Raw genomic sequence first — 18321 nt, 5'->3', positions numbered from 1 at the left:
TCACCTTTACTTCAAATACACCATCCAGAAAAACGCGCATGCGCGTTTTCCAAACCTATTATCTACTTAATCAAAATCATAAGTGATTAATTTTAAAAGTGTTAACTTTGACAACAATGGAAAAACGCGCACGGATTTCGACTTAAAATCACCCAAAAGTCACATCATTTAAATACGACTGTATACCTGTCCAGTTTCAACTACTCGTTATGAGTTGCTTCAAATAAGCAAAGGTGCGCTAAGTCTCCATCTATCAGCAACAAATGAAGTTAAATCGAAGAGACGTTTAGATACGGGTGTAAGCACGCTTTTGGCTCTCGGCGGCATGGACGCCGCCGTGAAGCCCACACGGACGTGCTTGCGGCGTGCCAAAAGAGTGCTTGCACATCCCTCGCCGGGCAGGCGTTAGGTCGCCATGAAAGTACGACCTTCAAATCCACTCAGCCAATAAACATGCTGCCAAACGCTACTCAAGCAAACGTTGTAGCAAAACATCTCAACGATTGCTTCTCAACTCATACCGAGTCCACCAAATCGAAAAATCTAAAACTACTCTCCCCCAGAACAAGAAGAAACCTTGAAGATTCGATCTTCTAAAACAAAAATGCCGAGTCCTTCTAAAGACTCGGCATTTTCACCAATGGCCACCTTGGGGCAACCAAGCCCGTCCCCTTTAACCTAACCCAGTTAAAGATAAGGCCTGACCAAATTCACCATCATCTGGATATGCAGTTCCTGGTCATTGAGACAAGGAATATAACGATACTTGCTGCCACCGGCCTGGGTGAACACATCCCGGTTCTCATGCTCAATCTCCTCCAAAGTCTCGAGGCAGTCGGCGCTGAAGGCCGGACAGACGATGGCCACATCATCCACGCCCTCTTTAGCTAGCGCCTCCAGGCTGGCATCCGTGTAGGGGCTGAGCCACTTGGCCTTGCCAAAGCGCGACTGAAAGGTGGTTATATAGTCATTCTCATGAAGTCCCAGACACTCCACCACCAAACGGGTGGTCTTCTGACACAGGCAGTAGTAGGGGTCGCCAAGGTGCAGGTTTCGCTCGGGCATGCCATGGTAAGAGAGCACTAACTTCTTCGGCTTGCCATGTTGCTCGAAGTCCTTGGCGATAGAGTCAGAGAGCGCCGCGATATAATCTGGGTGGTCATGATAGCTGTTGATAAAGTGCAGCGATGGTAGGTAGCGCCAGGACATCAGCTCCTTAGTCAGGGCGTCGAAGGCCGAGGCAGTGGTGGGCGCGGCGTACTGAGGATAGAGGGGCAAGACGATGAGCTTGTCGGTTCCCTCACTATGAAGCCGTCTCAGCGTCTCCTTGACGCTCGGCTTGCCGTAACGCATGCAGGAGTCCACATTGGCGTCACTGCCATTTTCACTCAGCCTTTGTGCTAGCTTGTCCCGCTGCGCCTGAGTGATCGCCATCAGGGGTGAGCCCTGCTCCGTCCAGATAGACTGATACAGGGCGGCAGACTTTGCCGGGCGGACGCGTAAAATGATGCCGTGCAGTATCAGCATCCACACCAGCTTAGGGATCTCCACCACTCTGGGATCCGAGAGAAACTCCGCCAGATAACGACGCACCGCGCCCGTTGTTGGCGCATCCGGCGTGCCCAGGTTCATCAGCAGCACTGTGGTTTTGCCACGGCCGCCATGGCCCTGCTGTTTATTCAATCCAAAGTATTTTGCCAAAATGATTCCTTGTTTTTGTCTGTGTTGCCCAACGCGCTTTCTTTTTCTTTGCACCTGGGCACCTGGCCGAGGCTAATGATGCATGGGCATCAGTACGCGGTTCGGCCCCTTAGAGATCAATCGCCACACATAAAAAAACCGATAAAGGGATTATCGGTTTTTTCAAAGTGCAATAAGAGGCTAGTCGAGATCCAGCGTCACACCTTCCATGAAGCCTGAGCTTGCCGATTCTGAGCTTTGCAGCTTGATCATCAGACGCAGATCGTTTGGCGAGTCGGCGTGGTGCAGCGCATCCGAGTAGCTGATCTCACCTTCCACATAGAGCTTGAGCAGCGCTTGGTCGAAGGTCTGCATCCCCTGCTCGTTGGATTTGGCCATGGTTTCCTTAAGCAGATGCAGCTCGTTCTTCTGGATAATGCTGGCAACCCTTGGGGTGTTGATCAGCACCTCGATGGCCGCCCGGCGACCCGTGCCATCTGCCTTGGGCACAAGTTGCTGCGCCACGATACCGCGAAGGTTCAGCGACAAGTCGAACAGCAGCTGCTGGTGCTTACTCTCGGGCACCAGGTGCATGATGCGGTCCAGCGCCTGGTTGGCGTTGTTGGCGTGCAATGTAGCCATACAGAGGTGACCGGTTTCGGCGAACGACAGGGCAAACTCCATGGTCTCCTGAGTACGGATCTCACCGATCAGGATCACGTCCGGCGCCTGACGCAGCGAACTTTTCAGCGCGGCATCGAAAGAGTCGGTATCTATGCCCACCTCACGCTGGGTGATGATGCTCTTGCGATGATCGTGGACGAATTCCACCGGATCTTCGATGGTGAGGATATGACCGCGGGCGTGGGAGTTGCGGTAACCCACAAGCGCCGCCAGTGAGGTCGACTTACCTGTACCCGTACCACCCACCATGATGATAAGGCCACGCTTACTCATCACTAGATCTTTCAGGATTGGTGGCAGCTTAAGATCTTCCACCAGCGGGATCTTGGTCTCGATGCGACGCATCACGCAGCCCGGCGACTCACGCTGCCAAAAGGCGCTGACACGAAAACGTCCCAGGCCCTTCTCGCCATAGGCGAAGTTACACTCGCGGGTCTCATGAAACTCTTTGCGCTGGGCCTCTGTCATCAGGGCCTCGACAAACTCCAGCGACTGGGCTGGGGTAAAAGGGTTCTCGGCTAAGGGGCGCACCTCGCCATCAACCTTAGCGCTGGGGGGAAAGCCGGCGGTGATGAAGAGATCCGACGCCTTGCGCTCTACCATCACCTTTAAAAATGGACGAACTTCCATACTCAAACCTTACTAGAAACTAGCGTTTTTATTAGAACTCTTGGCCATCGCATCTTCACGGGTGATCAGGCCACGGTTGACCAGATTCTGCAGACACTGATCTAGGGTCTGCATGCCGTGGGCCATACCCGTTTGAATGGCCGAGTACATCTGTGCCACCTTATCTTCACGAATAAGGTTACGAATCGCCGGGGTGCCCATCATGATCTCGTGAGCCGCCACACGACCGCCGCCGACCTTCTTGATCAGGGTCTGGGAGATAACCGCCTGCAGGGACTCAGACAACATGGTACGCACCATACTCTTCTCGCCCTCTGGGAATACGTCGACCACACGGTCGATGGTTTTCGCCGCCGAGGTGGTGTGCAAAGTACCAAATACCAAGTGACCGGTTTCCGCCGCCGTCATCGCCAGACGTATGGTCTCGAGGTCACGCATCTCACCCACCAGGATCACGTCCGGGTCTTCACGCAGTGCGCTACGCAGCGCGGCGTTGAAGCTGTGGGTGTGTCTGTGCACCTCACGTTGGTTGATAAGACACTGCTTGTTTTGGTGCACGAATTCGATAGGGTCTTCGATGGTCAGGATATGGTCGTGACGGTTCTCGTTCACATAATCTATCATGCCCGCCAGGGTGGTACTCTTACCCGAACCTGTCGGGCCGGTTACCAACACCAGACCACGGGGAAAGCTGGCAATCTTCTTGAAAATCTCAGGGGCGCCCAGTTTCTCCAGGCTTAAGATCTCGCTGGGAATGGTACGGAACACCGCCGCGGCGCCGCGGGACTGGTTAAAGGCGTTCACACGGAAACGGGCTAAGTTGGGCACTTCGAACGAGAAATCTATCTCTAAATGCTCTTCATAATCTTTACGCTGTTTGTCGTTCATGATGTCATAAACGAGGCTGTGTACGCCTTGATGATCCAGGGCCGGCAGATTAATCTTTCTGACCTCACCATCAACACGTATCATGGGAGAGACTCCCGCAGAAAGGTGTAGATCCGACGCGTTGTGTTTTACACTAAAGGCAAGTAACTCTGTGATTTCCATAGTATGGGATATCCATTCAACCAAAAACTTACAACATGACAACAATAGCAGACAGACTGGCCGACGCCCACCAAAGAATCGCTCAAGCGGCGCAAAATTCATCACGTGACAACAGGGAGATACAGCTGCTGGCGGTCAGTAAAACCAAGCCGATAGATCAGATAGTAGCGGCATATGATGCCGGGCAGCGGCTTTTTGGTGAAAACTATGTTCAGGAAGGTGAAGAGAAGATAAATGCCCTGCGCGAAAGCCATGGCGACATCGAATGGCACTTCATCGGCCCGCTACAGTCGAACAAGACCAAGAGCATCGCCGAGCACTTCGACTGGATGCACACACTGAGCCGAGAGAAGATCGCCAAACGCCTGAGCGAGCAGCGCCCCAGCCATCTTGCGCCGTTGCAGGTCTGCATCCAGGTGAATGTCAGCCAGGAGCAGAGCAAGTCGGGCGTTAATCCAGACGAGGTTGCTCACCTGGCCGAAATCATCGCCTCCCTGCCCAGGCTGACCCTGAGAGGGCTTATGGCCATTCCCACCGCCACAGACGATGTTGCGCTGCAGCAGGCCGAGTTTAGCCAGATGCAGGCCCTGTTCGAGGCGCTGAAACAGCAACACCCGAGCCTGGATACCCTCTCCATGGGGATGAGCCAAGATCTTGAGCAGGCAATCGCCGCAGGCTCGACCATGGTGCGTATCGGCAGCGCCATCTTCGGCGCCCGGGATTACGCTAAAGCATAAAGGCCAAGGGGCTAAGGGCTAGCGCTTAAGGCGTAGGCACTTTAGGCGTAGGCACTAAAACTCAGGCCTTGTAATTGCCCTGAATGCCCAAATATAGATAGTTAGACGAATAAATAGAGACCCTTATGACACAGAAGAAGATTTGCTTTATCGGCGCGGGCAACATGACCCGCAGTATCACCAGCGGCCTGGTCAAGGGCGGCTATGCGCCAGAGCTTATTCACGCCACTAACCCCAGCGAAGGCAAACTCATCGCTCTTAAGCAGGATTTAGGCATTCGAGTCTCCCACGACAACCTGCAGGCTGCCGATGAGGCCGACGTTATCGTACTGGCGGTGAAACCTCAGCTGATGCAGCAGGTGTGCGAGGCGATGAGCGGACTCAAGCTGAAAGACAAGCTAATCGTCACCATAGCCGCCGGGGTCACGGCTGAGCGTTACCACGCCTTCTTCAAGCAGCCGATTCAGCTTATCCGCACCATGCCCAATACCCCGACACAGATAGGCCTTGGCATGACCGGGCTCTACGCCGAGCAGGGCGTGAGCGCGCAAGACCGCGAGCTGTGTGAGCAGCTGATGCAAACCGGCGGCGAAACCGTATGGGTCGAAAAGGAAGAAGATCTCAACCAGGTGATCGCGTTGGCGGGCAGTTCTCCAGCCTATTTTTTCCTTATGATGGAGGCTATGATTGACAGTGCCAAACAAGATGGCGTCGACGAGCAGACCGCCCGAGAGATGGTGCAGCAGGCAGCATTAGGCGCGGCCGCTATGGTGAAGCAGAATCCACAGCTTTCACCGGCGCAATTAAGGGAAAATGTCACCTCTAAGGGCGGTACCACGGCTCAGGCCCTAGCGGCGTTCGAGCGCGCCGGCCTGAGGGAGATAGTGCGCACCGCCATGCACGACTGCATGGACAGGGCCCAGGAGATGGCGAAGCAGTTTTAGGGCTGGCCTTATATAGGTTTAACCCTAGTTTTATTCGATACAGCACAGTAGAGAAACACAATGGATGCATTAAGTTTTTTAGTGAACACCCTGTTTGACCTGTACCTCATGGTGGTCATCATTCGTATCTGGTTGCAGCTGGCCCGCGCCGATTTTTACAACCCCTTCAGCCAGTTTGTCGTCAAGGCGACCCATCCCGTGGTAGGCCCCATGCGCCGCTTCTTGCCGCCACTGGGCGGGCTGGATACCGCCTCAGTGGTACTCGCCCTGGCGGTGGTGGTGATTAAGTTTGTGATCCTCAGCCTGATGGCGGGCGCCGCCATTAACCTGCCTATCATACTCCTGGTGGCGCTGGTCTCAGTGGTGAAACAGGCAGGCGTGTTGCTGTTCTGGATGCTTATCCTGCGCGCCATCCTCAGCTGGGTCAGCCAGGGCCACAACCCCATCGAGATGGTGATGGCGCAGCTGACCGAGCCGCTGGTCGCCCCTATCCGCCGGGTCATCCCTCCCATGGGCGGTCTGGATTTCTCTGTGATGATCTTCATGTTCGGTCTGATCTTCATCAACAAGCTCTTGTCTCAGTACGTTCCCTTCTGGGCCAACGTCTAGATGGCGGTTGTCACCAAAGAGCAAGACGACCTCGTCATCAGGCTCTATATCCAGCCTAAAGCCAGCCGGGACCAGATTGTTGGTCCCCACGGCGACGAGCTTAAGGTGGCCATTACCGCCCCGCCCATCGACGGCAAGGCCAATGCCCACCTGTGTAAGTTTCTGGCGAAGCAGTTTAAGACGGCCAAGGGCAATATCCTTATCGAGAAGGGGGAACTTGGGCGCCACAAGCAGATCCGCGTGGTGATGCCAAAGGAGATCCCAGAGGCTATATCTGTCTTAATCCCATGAAATGTGTAAGCAAATAAACTAAGGCGCCGCAGCCTAAGACTTTAATAGCTATACTAGAATCAATTATCCCGTGACAGGAGTTCACCATGATACGTACCCTTTTTTGTGCCCTGGCGCTTACCCTGCTTAGCATGGGCAATGCCGCGGCGGAGCAGAAGCAGAGCGTCGGCAATTTCGATATCCACTATGTTGCCCTGGGCAGTACCTTTATCACCCCCTCTATCGCCAAGACCTATGGCATCAAGCGCAGCAGCTATACCGGCCTTATCAATATTTCTGTGCTCGATACCAGCGCCGAAGGCACGCCGGCCATTCCGGTAGAGATCTCGGGGATCGCCAACAACCTGCTCGATGCCAGGGTAGAGCTGACCTTCAAGGAGATCCGCGAAGGTGAGGCCATCTATTACATCGCCGAGGTGCCCTACCGGGACGATCAGGAGATCAACTTTCAGATAGCCATCAAGTATGGCAACAAGCTCAACACTCAGCTGAAGTTTAAGCAGAAGTTTTACGTCGATTAAGCGGCACCATTAAGCCACTTCAAACCCAGTTGAAGCCGCGCCTAGCGCGGCTTGTTGTTATTTAAGCAGATGCCCTATCGTTTCCCCGCCAGCTTGGGTATGATTGCGGCCATTGAAACCTGCCACCATGAGTCAGCGAAAATGAATCAAATCGTATTAGCCAGCGGCAACAAGGGAAAACTGAAAGAGTTTGCCGAGATCCTTGCCGAATTTGGCATCGAAGTCCTGCCACAGAGCCAATTTAATGTTCAAGAGGTCCCGGAAACCGGTACCACCTTCGTCGAGAACGCCATCATCAAGGCTCGCCACGCCGCACAGGTAACCGGCCTTGCGGCCATCGCCGACGATTCCGGCCTGGAAGTAGACGACTTAGAGGGTGCCCCCGGCATCTACTCGGCCCGCTACGGCGGCGAGGGCGCGAGCGATAGCGACAACTACACTAAGCTGCTCGGCGCCCTGACTGACAACGATAAGCGCAGCGCGCGCTTTCAGTGCATCCTGGTCTACATGCGTCACGCCAAAGACCCGACCCCCATCATCTGCCAGGCCTCCTGGGAGGGCAGCATAGGCTTCGAGCCTAAAGGCGATAACGGTCATGGTTATGATCCAGTCTTTATTCCGGCCGAGCACGAGTGCAGCGCCGCCGAGCTGAGCAGCGATGAGAAGAATGCCCTCAGCCACAGAGGCAAGGCGATGCAACTGCTGCTAAGCGAACTCAAGGCCAAGGGTGTACTCGGCTAATGCTTACGCTTCCTCCGCTCAGTCTCTATATTCACATTCCCTGGTGCGTGCAGAAATGTCCCTACTGCGACTTCAACTCCCATGGCCAGCATGGTGAGCTGCCGCAGCAGGAATATGTGGACGACCTGCTCAATGATCTGAAAAACGATGCGGCCTATGTTCAGGGACGCAGCCTGCACTCCATCTTTATCGGTGGCGGCACGCCGTCCCTGTTCGATGCAAGCCAGATAAAGCGACTGCTCGATGGCGTGAGGGCGCTGATCCCCTTTGCGCCGGATATAGAGATCACCATGGAGGCCAACCCTGGCACCCTGGAGCACGATGACTTTAGCGCCTACTGCGCCGCCGGGGTGACTCGCCTCTCCATCGGCGTGCAGAGTTTTTCCAGCGATAAGCTCAATCTGCTAGGGCGAATTCACGACAAGCATGAGGCCGAGATTGCGGCCAGCAAGGCGGCCCAGGCCGGTTATCAGAGTTTTAACCTGGATCTCATGCACGGCCTGCCCAATCAGAGCTTCGAGGAGGCGATGGGGGATATCGATAAGGCGGCGGCCCTCAATCCGCCCCATCTTTCCTGGTATCAGCTCACCATAGAGCCTAATACCCTGTTTCACTCTAAGCCTCCACAGCTGCCGGATGATGAGGCGCTGTGGCAGATCTATGAGCAGGGCCAGCAGCGCCTGGCGGCGCTCGGCTATGAGCAGTATGAGATCTCCGCCTACGCCAAGCCCGGCTACCAGTGTCGTCACAACCTCAACTACTGGCAGTTTGGTGACTATCTGGGGATCGGCTGTGGTGCCCACGGCAAGATAACCATGGCAGAAGATCAGCGCATCTACCGCACGGTGAAGATAAAGCATCCCAAGGGTTATCTGGGCGCCGGTGACTATCTATTCGATAAGAGCGAGGTGCTAGCGGAAGACAGGGCGCTGGAATATCTAATGAACCGCCTGAGACTGATGTCGCCCATCCCTAAGCACGAGTTTGAAAGCCGCACCGGCCTCTCGGCAGAGGTGCTGGATGAAGGCATGGCGCGGGGCGCGGCCAAGGGGCTGGTCATCATACAAGATGAACATTGGCAGCTCACGGCCAAGGGGCAGATGTTTGTCAACGAACTACTTGGGCTATTTTGCGAATAATCTTTCCCCTCTTTCGAGGGGAACAGAAACATTTTCTAACACTTAGTTTGCATATTTAATCGTGGGCTTTATTAGGATAACAGGCACTAATCAACAAACGCCAAGTTTGGCCAATAGAGTTAAGCCAATAAAGTCATGCCAATAAAAACAAAAACAACTATGCTCGCCATCTCACTGGCGACACTCCTTTCTGGCGCAGTGCACGCCGCGCCAGTTTCACTCCCTCTACTTAGCGCCAGCGAACCCGTACAGAAGATCAGCGCCCAGGAATCGGAGAAGGCCAATCAGCTGTTCGAAACCATCTTCATGGAAAATGTGATGGCCAGCCCTATCAGCCAGACCCATCTTGGGATCAAGACAGACTATGGCAAGTGGGATGAGCGCGGTGAAGCCGCCGACAAGAAGAGCCTTGCAAGAGATAAGCAGCATCTGGCCCAGCTTAAGCAGATAGATAAAAGCAAGTTAGATGCCCAGACCCTGCTTAGCTACGACCTGCTGACTCAGAAACTCGAGCAGAGCATCAGCGACTACAAGTGGCGCCTGTATACTTATCCGGTTAACCAGATGTATGGCGGCCACTCCATGGTGGCATCATTCCTGATCAACCAACATCAGATAGACAGCGTCTCGGACGCCGAGGCCTATATCAGCCGCCTCAAGGGTGTGCCCCACTACATGCAGCAGTTGGAAGAAGCCCTAGAAGAGCGCGCCAAGGCGGGCATCATAGCGCCTAAGTTTGTGTTTGCCTATGTGCTGTCAGACAGCCGCAACATCATCAGCGGCGCCCCCTTCGATCAAACTGATGACAGCGCCATTTGGGCAGATTTTCAGCGCAAGGTGGCTAAGCTTGCGATAGACGATGTGCAGCGCAATAAACTGCTCGATGAGGCCAAGCTGGCACTGACCGCTCAGGTCAAGCCCGCCTATGACAAGCTTATCGCCTATGTCGAAACCCTGGAAAAGCGCGCCGATACCAAAGATGGTGTATGGAAGTTCAGAGACGGCGAGGCCTTCTACAACAACGCCCTGGCACGCACCACGACTACCCAAATGACAGCCGATGAGATCCACCAGCTGGGGCTAGCCGAGGTGGACCGCATCCATCAGGAGATGCGCGCCATCATGAAGAAGGTCGGCTTCGAGGGCGATCTTAAGGCCTTCTTCAAGTTTATGCGTGAAGATAAGCAGTTCTACTATCCCGACACAGAGGAAGGCCGCACCGCCTATCTAGACGATGCCAAGGCGTTGATAGATAACATCTCCTCTCGTTTGGATGAGGTGTTTTTTGTTAAGCCTAAGGCGCCCATGATAGTCAAACGGGTCGAGGCGTTCAGAGAAAAATCGGCCGGTAAGGCCTTCTATAATCAGCCGACCCCGGATGGCAGCCGCCCAGGCACCTACTACGCCAACCTGTATGACATGGAGGCCATGCCCAAGTATCAGATGGAGGCACTGGCCTACCACGAGGGTACTCCTGGCCATCATATGCAGATCGCCATTGCCCAGGAGCTGCAGGGGATCCCTAAATTCAGAAAGTTTGGCGGCTACACCGCCTACATAGAGGGCTGGGGCCTGTACAGCGAATTCTTCCCTAAGGAGATGGGCCTGTATAAAGACCCCTACTCAGATTTTGGCCGCCTAGCCATGGAGCTATGGCGCTCATGCCGTCTGGTGGTTGATACCGGCATCCACGCCAAGCGTTGGACCCGCGAGCAAGGGATCCAATACTATGTCAACAACACCCCTAATGCCGAGTCAGACGCCATCAAGATGGTGGAGCGTCATATCGTGATGCCTTCACAGGCGACCGCCTACAAGATAGGCATGCTCAAGATTGTCGATATTCGCGAGAAGGCCAAGGCGATCATGGGCGATAAGTTCGATATTCGCGAGTTCCACACTCTGGTACTCAAGAACGGACCGCTGCCGCTGGATGTGCTGGAGGCTAAGGTGATGAACTGGGCTCATAAGGCCTAACTCATCACTAGAGCCAGTATTTAAGACATAGTTAGCCATAAGAAAGGCCGCTCTCAACCAGAGCGGCCTTTTTAGTTTTATCGGCTAATCCTGTTCTCAATCAAGGCTAACGCCTCTTAGCTGAAGATTAAGGCTTACTCGCTAAAGCCCTTAGGGGTCACCTTGATAAGCTTAGTCACCTTGTTGGTGGGCGCCTCGGCCATCGCCTGCTGATCGCCATGGGTGAGATAGCTCAGCGACACACTCGAGGTCAGATCAAACGGCTCCTCGGTCTGCAGGGCGCTTATCTCGACTCTGTCTCCGATAAAGTAGCTGTCTAACTGCTTAATATCACCAAGCTTGTGATTGATGCTAAACAGCCCCAGATAGGCGAACACGCCGCTGCCCTGATTGGAGACGAAGAAAGGCGCCACAAACAGCATCTCGTCGCTGTTTGTATCCGACACGCGCTCTTCATCCCCATCGGCGACATGGTTTAGGGTCACTATCTTCATATAGTCCAGATGCACACTGCCCCGCTCTGGGCCATCTTGGTAATCGCCGCTGGCAAAGCGTCTGTCGCCGCTCAGGCTGATACTGGTGAGTCTCGCCTCAGCCTGAGACTCGGGCAGCTTGATAGACCAAGCCTTATGGGTCTTGATGCTAAAGAGGGTAAGCATCACCTTATCAACATCCTCATCTAAGGGGATGACACTACCATCCTCCTTAACCACATAGAGATCGTCATTTGTAAAATTAAAACGATAGACACCCGCCAGCACCACTAGAACCAGCAAACCCACAATCAACAATAAGATCTTACGCGCCATAGACTTCCCTTTATCTCGCTTCACACTCATCGCGCCATGCCCTTTATGCAATGGCCTTTAAACGATGCCCTTTATGCAATGCGTCGTACACGAAACGAGCTGAAATAAACAATATCAGCACGATACCCTGAGTAGTACTCAGATACCATGCACAGCGCATTAAACTATCTTTATTTTTCAGTCATAAGAAACTAAAAGATGAAGATGCTTGGTCAAAGCCAGAGCGCAATGACTTAAGGAGGAAGCTACAGGAAAAGATTGGGCTGAGATCTGGACGCTCAATAAACCGAGGCCCTAAAAGAAAAATACCCCAGCAATCTTTGCTGGGGTAAACCAAAACTAGGATGATGGTTTTAAGGCTAGCATTGTTTTAGTTCTTAAACCGCTGCCAGCATTGATTCAAGATTGCAGTAACGCCGACCTGTGTAACCAAACGAGAGAGGGGTCATTCTCTGGCTCGGCTAACTGATTCAGGTCATCCCGATATCAACTGCCACCATTGTATTAAATTAAGAACAGACTGCAACGTGAATTCCTCTCAAGCTTTAGCTTGAGCTAAATAAGCCATCGCAAAATAGAGAGGTAATACCAGTGCAACTATATGATTATAAAAAGATAACCCCCGACATCAAAAATACCGGGGGTTATCGTCTTGTTACCAGAACAATGTTTTTAAGTTATTGATAACTGAAAATCGTAAAGACCTTAACAGCAACATGGATAAAATGCTGTTTTTTCAGCCACATCCTGCTATTTACGCTGGGCATACAGGGCGGCGTATGGCTCATCCCAATATGGTGGTGAACCGATATGATCCTTAATGAAGTCGATAAAGGCGCTCACCTTAGGTGCCAGGTGCTTACGTCTTGGGTAAACGGCCTGCAATGGCAGATGGTGAGTCAACTGCCATTCTGGCAATAAGGGAACCAGGGTGCCCTTCTCTATCTCATTCTCAAGCAGGTAACTGGCAAGATACACCACACCCAGGCCGCTCACCGCGGCAGACTTAAGCGCAGGCGCATTGTCGACCCTGAAGTTACCCGATACGCCAATCTCACAGTAGTCATCACCCTTCTTAAACTGCCACACGCTGTGCTCATGCCACTCGCCGTGATACACGAGGCAGTTATGGTCCACCAGCTGCTCTGGACGCTCAGGGTAACCGTGCTTGGCCACATACTCGGGAGATGCCGCCAGTAGAAACTGACACTTCATCAGGGGCCTGGCCACCATGCCAAGCGGCAGCTGCTCAGACATGGTCAACAGGAGATCTAAGCCCTCACTAACCACGTCAACCTTATGGTCCAACAGGCTAACCTGTAGCTCCAGCTCAGGGTGTCTGGCCATAAAATCAGGCAAGGCAGGAATGATGTGCATGGTACCGAAGGATTGGGAGATCCCCACCTTGAGTACGCCGCGTGTGGCGTCGTTGAGATTGTGTACGCTGGCGACCGCCTGATCGGCATCGCGAAGCAACTCTTCACCCTGGGCATAAAGCAGCTGTCCCGCCTCGGTTAGACTCAAGCTACGAGTGGTACGCTGTATCAGCTGAACACCTAATTTATGCTCAAGGTCGGCAACCTGAGTACTGACCTTTGATTTAGAAATCCCCAATTTTCGCGCGGCAGAGCTAAAGCTCCCGGCGCGAGCAACATGAGTAAAAATTGCAATAGGTTCTAAAAGTTCTAACATTTAAATAGCCTTAAGGTGTTTGCGACCCTATAAATACCAATTATAAATCATAGAGATACCTCCTAAGTGCGAAGTTATCCCCTTGACTATGCAGATTATTTTAAGAGTAGAGTCAGACTGTTAGCCATTTCGTTATCGAAATTTCGCCAGCATTGTTATTATTTTTTACAAGTATACCAAAGATTTGCTCTTTGATTCTAATACCTATTTTCTAGCCACTATACACCCAGTTAGGAGTGGAGGAAAAGTCATAACAATGGCTGGCCCAGAATAAAAAAAGCCCTGCACCCAAGGTAAGTGCAGGGAAATGTGGATCTTGCTATGCCAGAGGAAATCGTTTGCGGGCTATTCCCGCAGGGTTTGTTGCTTAGCGCTCACCAGTGGGTAGTCACGTAGGGCCGGTACTTCGCTGCGCATCTGAGACTCTAGGGCCACCAGCTGCTGGAAGTTGTCACACAGCTTGTCGGCGCGCGCCTCGAGATCTGTGGCCTGCTGTTCAATCTGGGCTTCGATATCGTCGCCCACCTTGTCCATCTTGGCCGAGAAGGCATTCATCTTCTCCTCGAAGCTCTCACCGTCGCCCTTCATCATCTCGCTGCCCAGGGTCATCATCATGCTACCGATAGAGCTCTGCACCAGCTGCTCCATCTCTTGCTCGAACTCTTTGCCGAAGGTGTCTTCGATAGAAGATTCGGTGGCCCCCAGGTAGAACTTGTCGCCATTTTGATAGGCAACCGTATCGATGCGCTTCGACAGGCCGTCCATCATCTCATCAATCTTGGCTCCGGCGGCATCGCCCAGCAGCGGCGTGAGCGCCATGCTCACGGCGGTAGAGGCTATATCGACGGCGTCATGCACCACATCGATCACCTCGGGAAGCTGCTTAGATACTTCACCGGCATATTGATTAACCAGCGCCTGCTGCTTGTCATTGAGCTCAACCTTGTCACCGTTAACATAGAGGCGGCCAAGTTCGATGCGATACACTTCTTTCTTCGCCTCACTGACCACTAACTTGCTAGGTTCGACGGAAACATCATAGTTGAGGCTCACCTCGCACTGCTTGTCATCCCGTCCAAAGGAGATATGGTTGTCCTTATCTTCACCGGCCCAGGCGGCGCTGGTGGTGGCAAGTACGAAAGCTGTCAGTCCAAGAGATGCGGTCAATTTCTTCATATTCTTATTCCTTAAGTCATCGAAAATCACATGATGAGAAGCTTAAGGTGCACCATGTGTCGTTGATGACTAACAATACAGGTATCGTGCCAATTTTGACTAATTAAATATAATCAATGGATTAGCTAGAAATTACGATGTAGACCAAGGCTGTAAGTCGGCGATGAACGAGCAAAAGTAAAGCCTTCAACCAGTTTTTAGTAAATTTCACCATCGATTTGAATACAGCTAAGAGATGAAAAGTAAAATGCAGAGAAAGATAAAGACAGAACGAAGGTTTAAATGGAAGAGCGCGCCTAATCTGGCGCTCTGTTAGAAGATAGAACGGCCCAGGGCTTGGGAGAGCTTCTCGAGTGCGGCTGTGCCCGCTAGAGAGTTACCGTTCTTATCCAGCTCGGGCGACCAGACACAGATGCTCATATCGCCCGGGATCACGGCTATGATGCCGCCGCCCACGCCGCTCTTACCCGGCATGCCGACGCGATAGGCAAACTCACCCGCACCGTCGTACAGACCAGAAGTCGCCAACAGGGCGTTAAGCTTACGTGTCTGTATGGGCGAAACCACCTGCTCTGCCGAGAGGCTCTGGCCTCGATTGGCCAGATAGAGCATGGCTTTGGATAGATCGGCGCAGCTCATCTTCAGCGCGCAGTAGTGAAAGTAGTTTCTCAGCACCCTATCGACGTCGTTATTAAAGTTGCCGAAGGACTTCATCAGGTAAGCGATGGCCGCGTTGCGGGCGCTATGCTCATATTCAGAGGCCGCGACACGCTTATCATAAATCACATGGGGGTTGGCGCTGAGCTTTCTGACCACCTCGAGCATACGATGCTTAGGCGCGCCGAGGCGGCTCTGCAATAGATCGGCTATGATCAGAGCGCCGGCGTTAATGAAGGGGTTTCTCGGTACTCCGCGCTCGAGCTCTATCTGCACCAGGGAGTTAAAGGACTGCCCCGAGGGCTCCTTACCGACGCGAGACCAGATCTCGGCCTCCTCGTACAGGGTCAGGGCGACCGTGAGGCTAAAGACCTTAGAGATACTCTGGATCGAAAAGGGCTCGAGATAGTCTCCAGCCCCTATGGTTTGACCATCGATTGTGGTCACGGCGATCCCAAGCTTGGTAGGATCCACCTCGGCCAGGGCAGGAATATAGTCGGCGACCTTGCCCTTTCCCAGCAGAGGACGCACCTGCTCGATAATAGTCTCGAGCAGGTCCTTCTGTGGCATTAGTTCCACCAGATGTCGTACAGCTCGCTGACCACGACGTCTTTTACCGGCTGACTCTTCCAGAAGTCACTCACGGCCTGCCTGTCTTCTTCGGTGCACTTGCCGATAGTTTGAGTGGCGATGATGCCTTCCCACTCTTTATGGCCGCCACCGTGGAAACCCAGCTTTCTCACCTCGATCACCTGGTCGATAAACTGATCGACGATAGCATCGATCTGCTCTTCGCTTACCGAATCATCGAAGGTCCAATTCACATCGAAGCCGAACTCTTGAAACTCATCAATGCGTAATTTTTTACGTAAACGACGACTACGTGTTGCCATGTGTATTCCCTCTTTTTATAGAAATTAAGCTTACTCGGTACGCTCGAACATCAGATCCCAGACGCCATGTCCCAGACGATGGCCCCTGGCCTCAAACTTGGTCAGCGGTCGATGATCTGGACGGGGCACGAAGTCGCCATCCTGCGCCTGGTTCTTATAGCCAGGCGCCGCGCTCATCACCTCTAACATGTGCTCGCTGTAGTTTTCCCAATCGGTCGCCAGGTGGAACACACCACCTATCTTAAGGCTGCGGCGGATAAGCTCGGCAAATTCCGGCTGAACGATACGGCGCTTATGATGACGCTTCTTGTGCCAAGGATCTGGGAAGAATAGCTGTACTCTGGCTAGGCTTCCGTTTTGGATGCTGTTTTCCAACACCTCGATGGCGTCGTGGTGGAACACGCGCAGGTTGGTGACGCCGGCCTCAGCCGCATCAGCAAGACAGGCACCCACGCCAGGCTTGTGAACTTCGATACCGATAAAGTTAAGCTCGGGAGCCGCCTTAGCCATCTCAACCAGCGAGGCACCCATGCCGAACCCAATTTCCAGCACTGTATCGGCCTCGCGGCCAAACACCTTGACCAGATCCAGTGGCTCGGGCGAGTAGTCCAATCCCATCACAGGCCATTGCTGCTCCATCGCCTGCGCCTGGCCCTTGGTCAAACGTCCTTCACGTAAAACAAAGCTTCTCACTTTGCGAAGGTATTTACCCTCTTCGTTAAACTCTGCGGTGGTCACTTCGCTCATTATTTTTCAGCCTCAGATCTGCCATTGGTTGGCCATATAGCGCCGAGAAAAAGTCAGCGTCAAGCGACTCTAGGCTCGACTCACAAACTCATATGATCCCACGGGATCCTGACACTTATATGATTGGAAAATTATAAAAAGAAGGGCATTATCCAAAGTTACTGCGCTAAGGCAAGCCCTATGTTGCCAAAGTATACCAATTATCCCACGGCGTGCGAGCCATGGCGTCCTTGAGATGCCATTTTGGTTGAGAAAAACCTTACCCCTCTATAGACTGAGCGCCATGAAAACAGAGCAATTTCACCAGCGCATCGTCACCTGGTACGACAAACACGGACGCAAGCATCTTCCCTGGCAACAAGATAAGACCCCTTATAAGGTATGGGTGTCCGAGATCATGTTGCAGCAGACTCAGGTTGCCACCGTTATCCCCTACTTTGAAGCCTTTATGGCGCGTTTCCCCACTATCTTGGACTTGGCAAATGCCGATCAGGATGAGGTACTGCACCACTGGACCGGCCTTGGCTATTACGCTAGGGCGCGTAACCTACATAAGAGCGCCCAGCTGATCGCCAGCGACTATGATGGTATGTTCCCCACCCAATTCGAGCAAGTACTCGCCCTGCCGGGCATTGGCCGCTCGACCGCTGGGGCGGTACTCTCACTCTCTCTTGGACAACATCACCCCATATTAGATGGAAACGTCAAGCGAGTGCTTGCCAGACACGGCGCCATAGCAGGCTGGCCCGGTAAGCGCGAGGTGGAGGAGCAGCTATGGCAGCTCACCAACAGCCTGACTCCAAAAGCAGGTGTGACCAAATACAATCAGGCGATGATGGATATTGGCGCCAGCATCTGCACCCGTTCTAAGCCCAAGTGCGAGCAGTGCCCCGTCGCCATCGACTGTAAGGCGCAGCTGATGGGCCGCCAGACTGAGTTTCCCGGCAAGAAGCCGAAGAAGACTATTCCGGAAAAGCTCGGCTATATGTTAGTGATTAAAGATGATGATAGAGTGCTGATGAGCAAACGCCCACCTGCGGGGATCTGGGGCGGCCTCTGGTGCTTTCCGCAGTTTGACAGCCTGGAAGCGCTCGAGGAGTTTGCCGAAACAAAAGGGCTGACACTCGAAAGTCAGGAGCCGATAGACAGTTTTCGTCACACCTTCAGCCATTTCCATCTGGATATCAGCGCCTTTGTGGCACACCAGGCCACAAGCGCACATGAGATCATGGAAGAGAGCGGCTCTCTCTGGTATAACATAGCCAAGCCACCCAAGGTTGGTCTGGCCGCCGCCACAGAGCGGATCCTCGCCAGCTTAGGTTCAGTATCAAATAAGGAGTAATC

Annotated in this window: 18 protein-coding genes; 9 read left to right on the top strand and 9 right to left on the bottom strand. The window is 53.2% G+C overall.

Features of this window, described 5'->3' with window-relative positions; all coding sequences use genetic code 11:
- Positions 1–687 precede the first annotated feature (687 nt).
- From hemH to K0I31_RS05750, 3 genes are all read right to left on the bottom strand, one after another.
- Positions 688–1701, bottom strand: a complete 1014-nt coding sequence (gene hemH, locus K0I31_RS05760; protein ID WP_220080198.1) for a ferrochelatase — start codon at positions 1699–1701, stop codon at positions 688–690.
- Positions 1702–1881: 180 nt separating this feature from the next.
- Entirely contained in the window at positions 1882–2994 is a 1113-nt protein-coding gene (locus K0I31_RS05755; RefSeq protein ID WP_011864943.1) for a PilT/PilU family type 4a pilus ATPase, read from the bottom strand.
- Positions 2995–3006: 12 nt separating this feature from the next.
- Complete coding sequence (locus K0I31_RS05750; protein ID WP_011864942.1) at positions 3007–4044, bottom strand: type IV pilus twitching motility protein PilT; 1038 nt, start codon at positions 4042–4044, stop codon at positions 3007–3009.
- Positions 4045–4079: 35 nt separating this feature from the next.
- On the opposite strand from K0I31_RS05750, the gene K0I31_RS05745 reads away from it, so the two are divergent.
- The 8 genes from K0I31_RS05745 (at position 4080) to K0I31_RS05710 (ending at position 11003) form a co-directional block, all read left to right on the top strand.
- The gene (locus tag K0I31_RS05745) at positions 4080–4781 is read left to right on the top strand and encodes a YggS family pyridoxal phosphate-dependent enzyme (RefSeq protein WP_220080197.1); all 702 of its coding nucleotides are present in this window, start codon (positions 4080–4082) and stop codon (positions 4779–4781) included.
- 125 nt (positions 4782–4906) lie between these two features.
- Positions 4907–5725, top strand: coding sequence for a pyrroline-5-carboxylate reductase (proC, locus tag K0I31_RS05740; protein ID WP_220080196.1), 819 nt, complete (start codon positions 4907–4909; stop codon positions 5723–5725).
- 60 nt (positions 5726–5785) lie between these two features.
- On the top strand, positions 5786–6334 hold the full coding sequence (locus K0I31_RS05735; RefSeq protein WP_220080195.1) for a YggT family protein: 549 nt from the start codon (positions 5786–5788) through the stop codon (positions 6332–6334).
- Positions 6335–6625 carry a DUF167 family protein YggU gene (yggU, locus tag K0I31_RS05730; RefSeq protein WP_220080194.1) on the top strand — a complete coding sequence of 97 codons (291 nt, stop codon included), beginning with the start codon at positions 6335–6337 and terminating at the stop codon, positions 6623–6625.
- Positions 6626–6711: 86 nt separating this feature from the next.
- Complete coding sequence (locus tag K0I31_RS05725; RefSeq protein WP_011864937.1) at positions 6712–7146, top strand: DUF4426 domain-containing protein; 435 nt, start codon at positions 6712–6714, stop codon at positions 7144–7146.
- Between the two features lie 141 nt (positions 7147–7287).
- Positions 7288–7887 carry an RdgB/HAM1 family non-canonical purine NTP pyrophosphatase gene (gene rdgB, locus K0I31_RS05720; protein ID WP_220080193.1) on the top strand — a complete coding sequence of 200 codons (600 nt, stop codon included), beginning with the start codon at positions 7288–7290 and terminating at the stop codon, positions 7885–7887.
- Positions 7887–9026, top strand: a complete 1140-nt coding sequence (gene hemW / locus K0I31_RS05715) for a radical SAM family heme chaperone HemW (RefSeq protein ID WP_220080192.1) — start codon at positions 7887–7889, stop codon at positions 9024–9026. The genes rdgB and hemW overlap by 1 nt, the downstream gene beginning before the upstream one ends.
- Before the next feature lie 135 nt (positions 9027–9161).
- Positions 9162–11003, top strand: a complete 1842-nt coding sequence (locus K0I31_RS05710) for a DUF885 domain-containing protein (protein WP_220080191.1) — start codon at positions 9162–9164, stop codon at positions 11001–11003.
- A 134-nt stretch (positions 11004–11137) separates the two neighbouring features.
- On the opposite strand, the gene K0I31_RS05705 is transcribed toward K0I31_RS05710, so the two are convergent.
- The 6 genes from K0I31_RS05705 to trmB all read right to left on the bottom strand — a co-directional run bounded on the left by K0I31_RS05705 (position 11138) and on the right by trmB (position 16977).
- Positions 11138–11812: a hypothetical protein gene (locus K0I31_RS05705; RefSeq protein WP_258406579.1), complete on the bottom strand. Its 675-nt coding sequence runs from the start codon at positions 11810–11812 to the stop codon at positions 11138–11140.
- A 750-nt stretch (positions 11813–12562) separates the two neighbouring features.
- Entirely contained in the window at positions 12563–13504 is a 942-nt protein-coding gene (locus K0I31_RS05700) for a LysR family transcriptional regulator (RefSeq protein WP_011864932.1), read from the bottom strand.
- Between the two features lie 345 nt (positions 13505–13849).
- Complete coding sequence (locus tag K0I31_RS05695; protein ID WP_011864931.1) at positions 13850–14680, bottom strand: YggN family protein; 831 nt, start codon at positions 14678–14680, stop codon at positions 13850–13852.
- Between the two features lie 312 nt (positions 14681–14992).
- Positions 14993–15907: a glutaminase B gene (gene glsB, locus K0I31_RS05690; protein ID WP_011864930.1), complete on the bottom strand. Its 915-nt coding sequence runs from the start codon at positions 15905–15907 to the stop codon at positions 14993–14995.
- Positions 15907–16230, bottom strand: coding sequence for a YggL family protein (locus K0I31_RS05685; protein ID WP_011864929.1), 324 nt, complete (start codon positions 16228–16230; stop codon positions 15907–15909). Before K0I31_RS05685 ends, glsB begins: the two co-directional genes overlap by 1 nt.
- Before the next feature lie 30 nt (positions 16231–16260).
- Positions 16261–16977, bottom strand: coding sequence for a tRNA (guanosine(46)-N7)-methyltransferase TrmB (trmB, locus tag K0I31_RS05680; RefSeq protein ID WP_220080189.1), 717 nt, complete (start codon positions 16975–16977; stop codon positions 16261–16263).
- A 283-nt stretch (positions 16978–17260) separates the two neighbouring features.
- Between trmB and mutY the strand changes: the two genes are divergently transcribed.
- Positions 17261–18319, top strand: coding sequence for an A/G-specific adenine glycosylase (gene mutY / locus K0I31_RS05675; protein ID WP_220080188.1), 1059 nt, complete (start codon positions 17261–17263; stop codon positions 18317–18319).
- Positions 18320–18321: the final 2 nt, after the last annotated feature.

This window comes from Shewanella spartinae (assembly GCF_019457555.1).
GTDB classification, from domain to species: Bacteria; Pseudomonadota; Gammaproteobacteria; order Enterobacterales; family Shewanellaceae; genus Shewanella; species Shewanella loihica.
This window is presented reverse-complemented; position numbering and strand designations above follow the sequence as displayed.

Coding starts and splice junctions, on each gene's coding strand:
- K0I31_RS05755 (WP_011864943.1), bottom strand. CDS start 2,994: ATGGAAGTTCGTCCATTTTTAAAGGTGATGGTAGAGCGCAAGGCGTCG.
- K0I31_RS05750 (WP_011864942.1), bottom strand. CDS start 4,044: ATGGAAATCACAGAGTTACTTGCCTTTAGTGTAAAACACAACGCGTCG.
- K0I31_RS05745 (WP_220080197.1), top strand. CDS start 4,080: ATGACAACAATAGCAGACAGACTGGCCGACGCCCACCAAAGAATCGCT.
- proC (WP_220080196.1), top strand. CDS start 4,907: ATGACACAGAAGAAGATTTGCTTTATCGGCGCGGGCAACATGACCCGC.
- K0I31_RS05735 (WP_220080195.1), top strand. CDS start 5,786: ATGGATGCATTAAGTTTTTTAGTGAACACCCTGTTTGACCTGTACCTC.
- yggU (WP_220080194.1), top strand. CDS start 6,335: ATGGCGGTTGTCACCAAAGAGCAAGACGACCTCGTCATCAGGCTCTAT.
- K0I31_RS05725 (WP_011864937.1), top strand. CDS start 6,712: ATGATACGTACCCTTTTTTGTGCCCTGGCGCTTACCCTGCTTAGCATG.
- rdgB (WP_220080193.1), top strand. CDS start 7,288: ATGAATCAAATCGTATTAGCCAGCGGCAACAAGGGAAAACTGAAAGAG.
- hemW (WP_220080192.1), top strand. CDS start 7,887: ATGCTTACGCTTCCTCCGCTCAGTCTCTATATTCACATTCCCTGGTGC.
- K0I31_RS05710 (WP_220080191.1), top strand. CDS start 9,162: ATGCCAATAAAAACAAAAACAACTATGCTCGCCATCTCACTGGCGACA.
- K0I31_RS05705 (WP_258406579.1), bottom strand. CDS start 11,812: ATGGCGCGTAAGATCTTATTGTTGATTGTGGGTTTGCTGGTTCTAGTG.
- K0I31_RS05700 (WP_011864932.1), bottom strand. CDS start 13,504: ATGTTAGAACTTTTAGAACCTATTGCAATTTTTACTCATGTTGCTCGC.
- K0I31_RS05695 (WP_011864931.1), bottom strand. CDS start 14,680: ATGAAGAAATTGACCGCATCTCTTGGACTGACAGCTTTCGTACTTGCC.
- glsB (WP_011864930.1), bottom strand. CDS start 15,907: ATGCCACAGAAGGACCTGCTCGAGACTATTATCGAGCAGGTGCGTCCT.
- K0I31_RS05685 (WP_011864929.1), bottom strand. CDS start 16,230: ATGGCAACACGTAGTCGTCGTTTACGTAAAAAATTACGCATTGATGAG.
- trmB (WP_220080189.1), bottom strand. CDS start 16,977: ATGAGCGAAGTGACCACCGCAGAGTTTAACGAAGAGGGTAAATACCTT.
- mutY (WP_220080188.1), top strand. CDS start 17,261: ATGAAAACAGAGCAATTTCACCAGCGCATCGTCACCTGGTACGACAAA.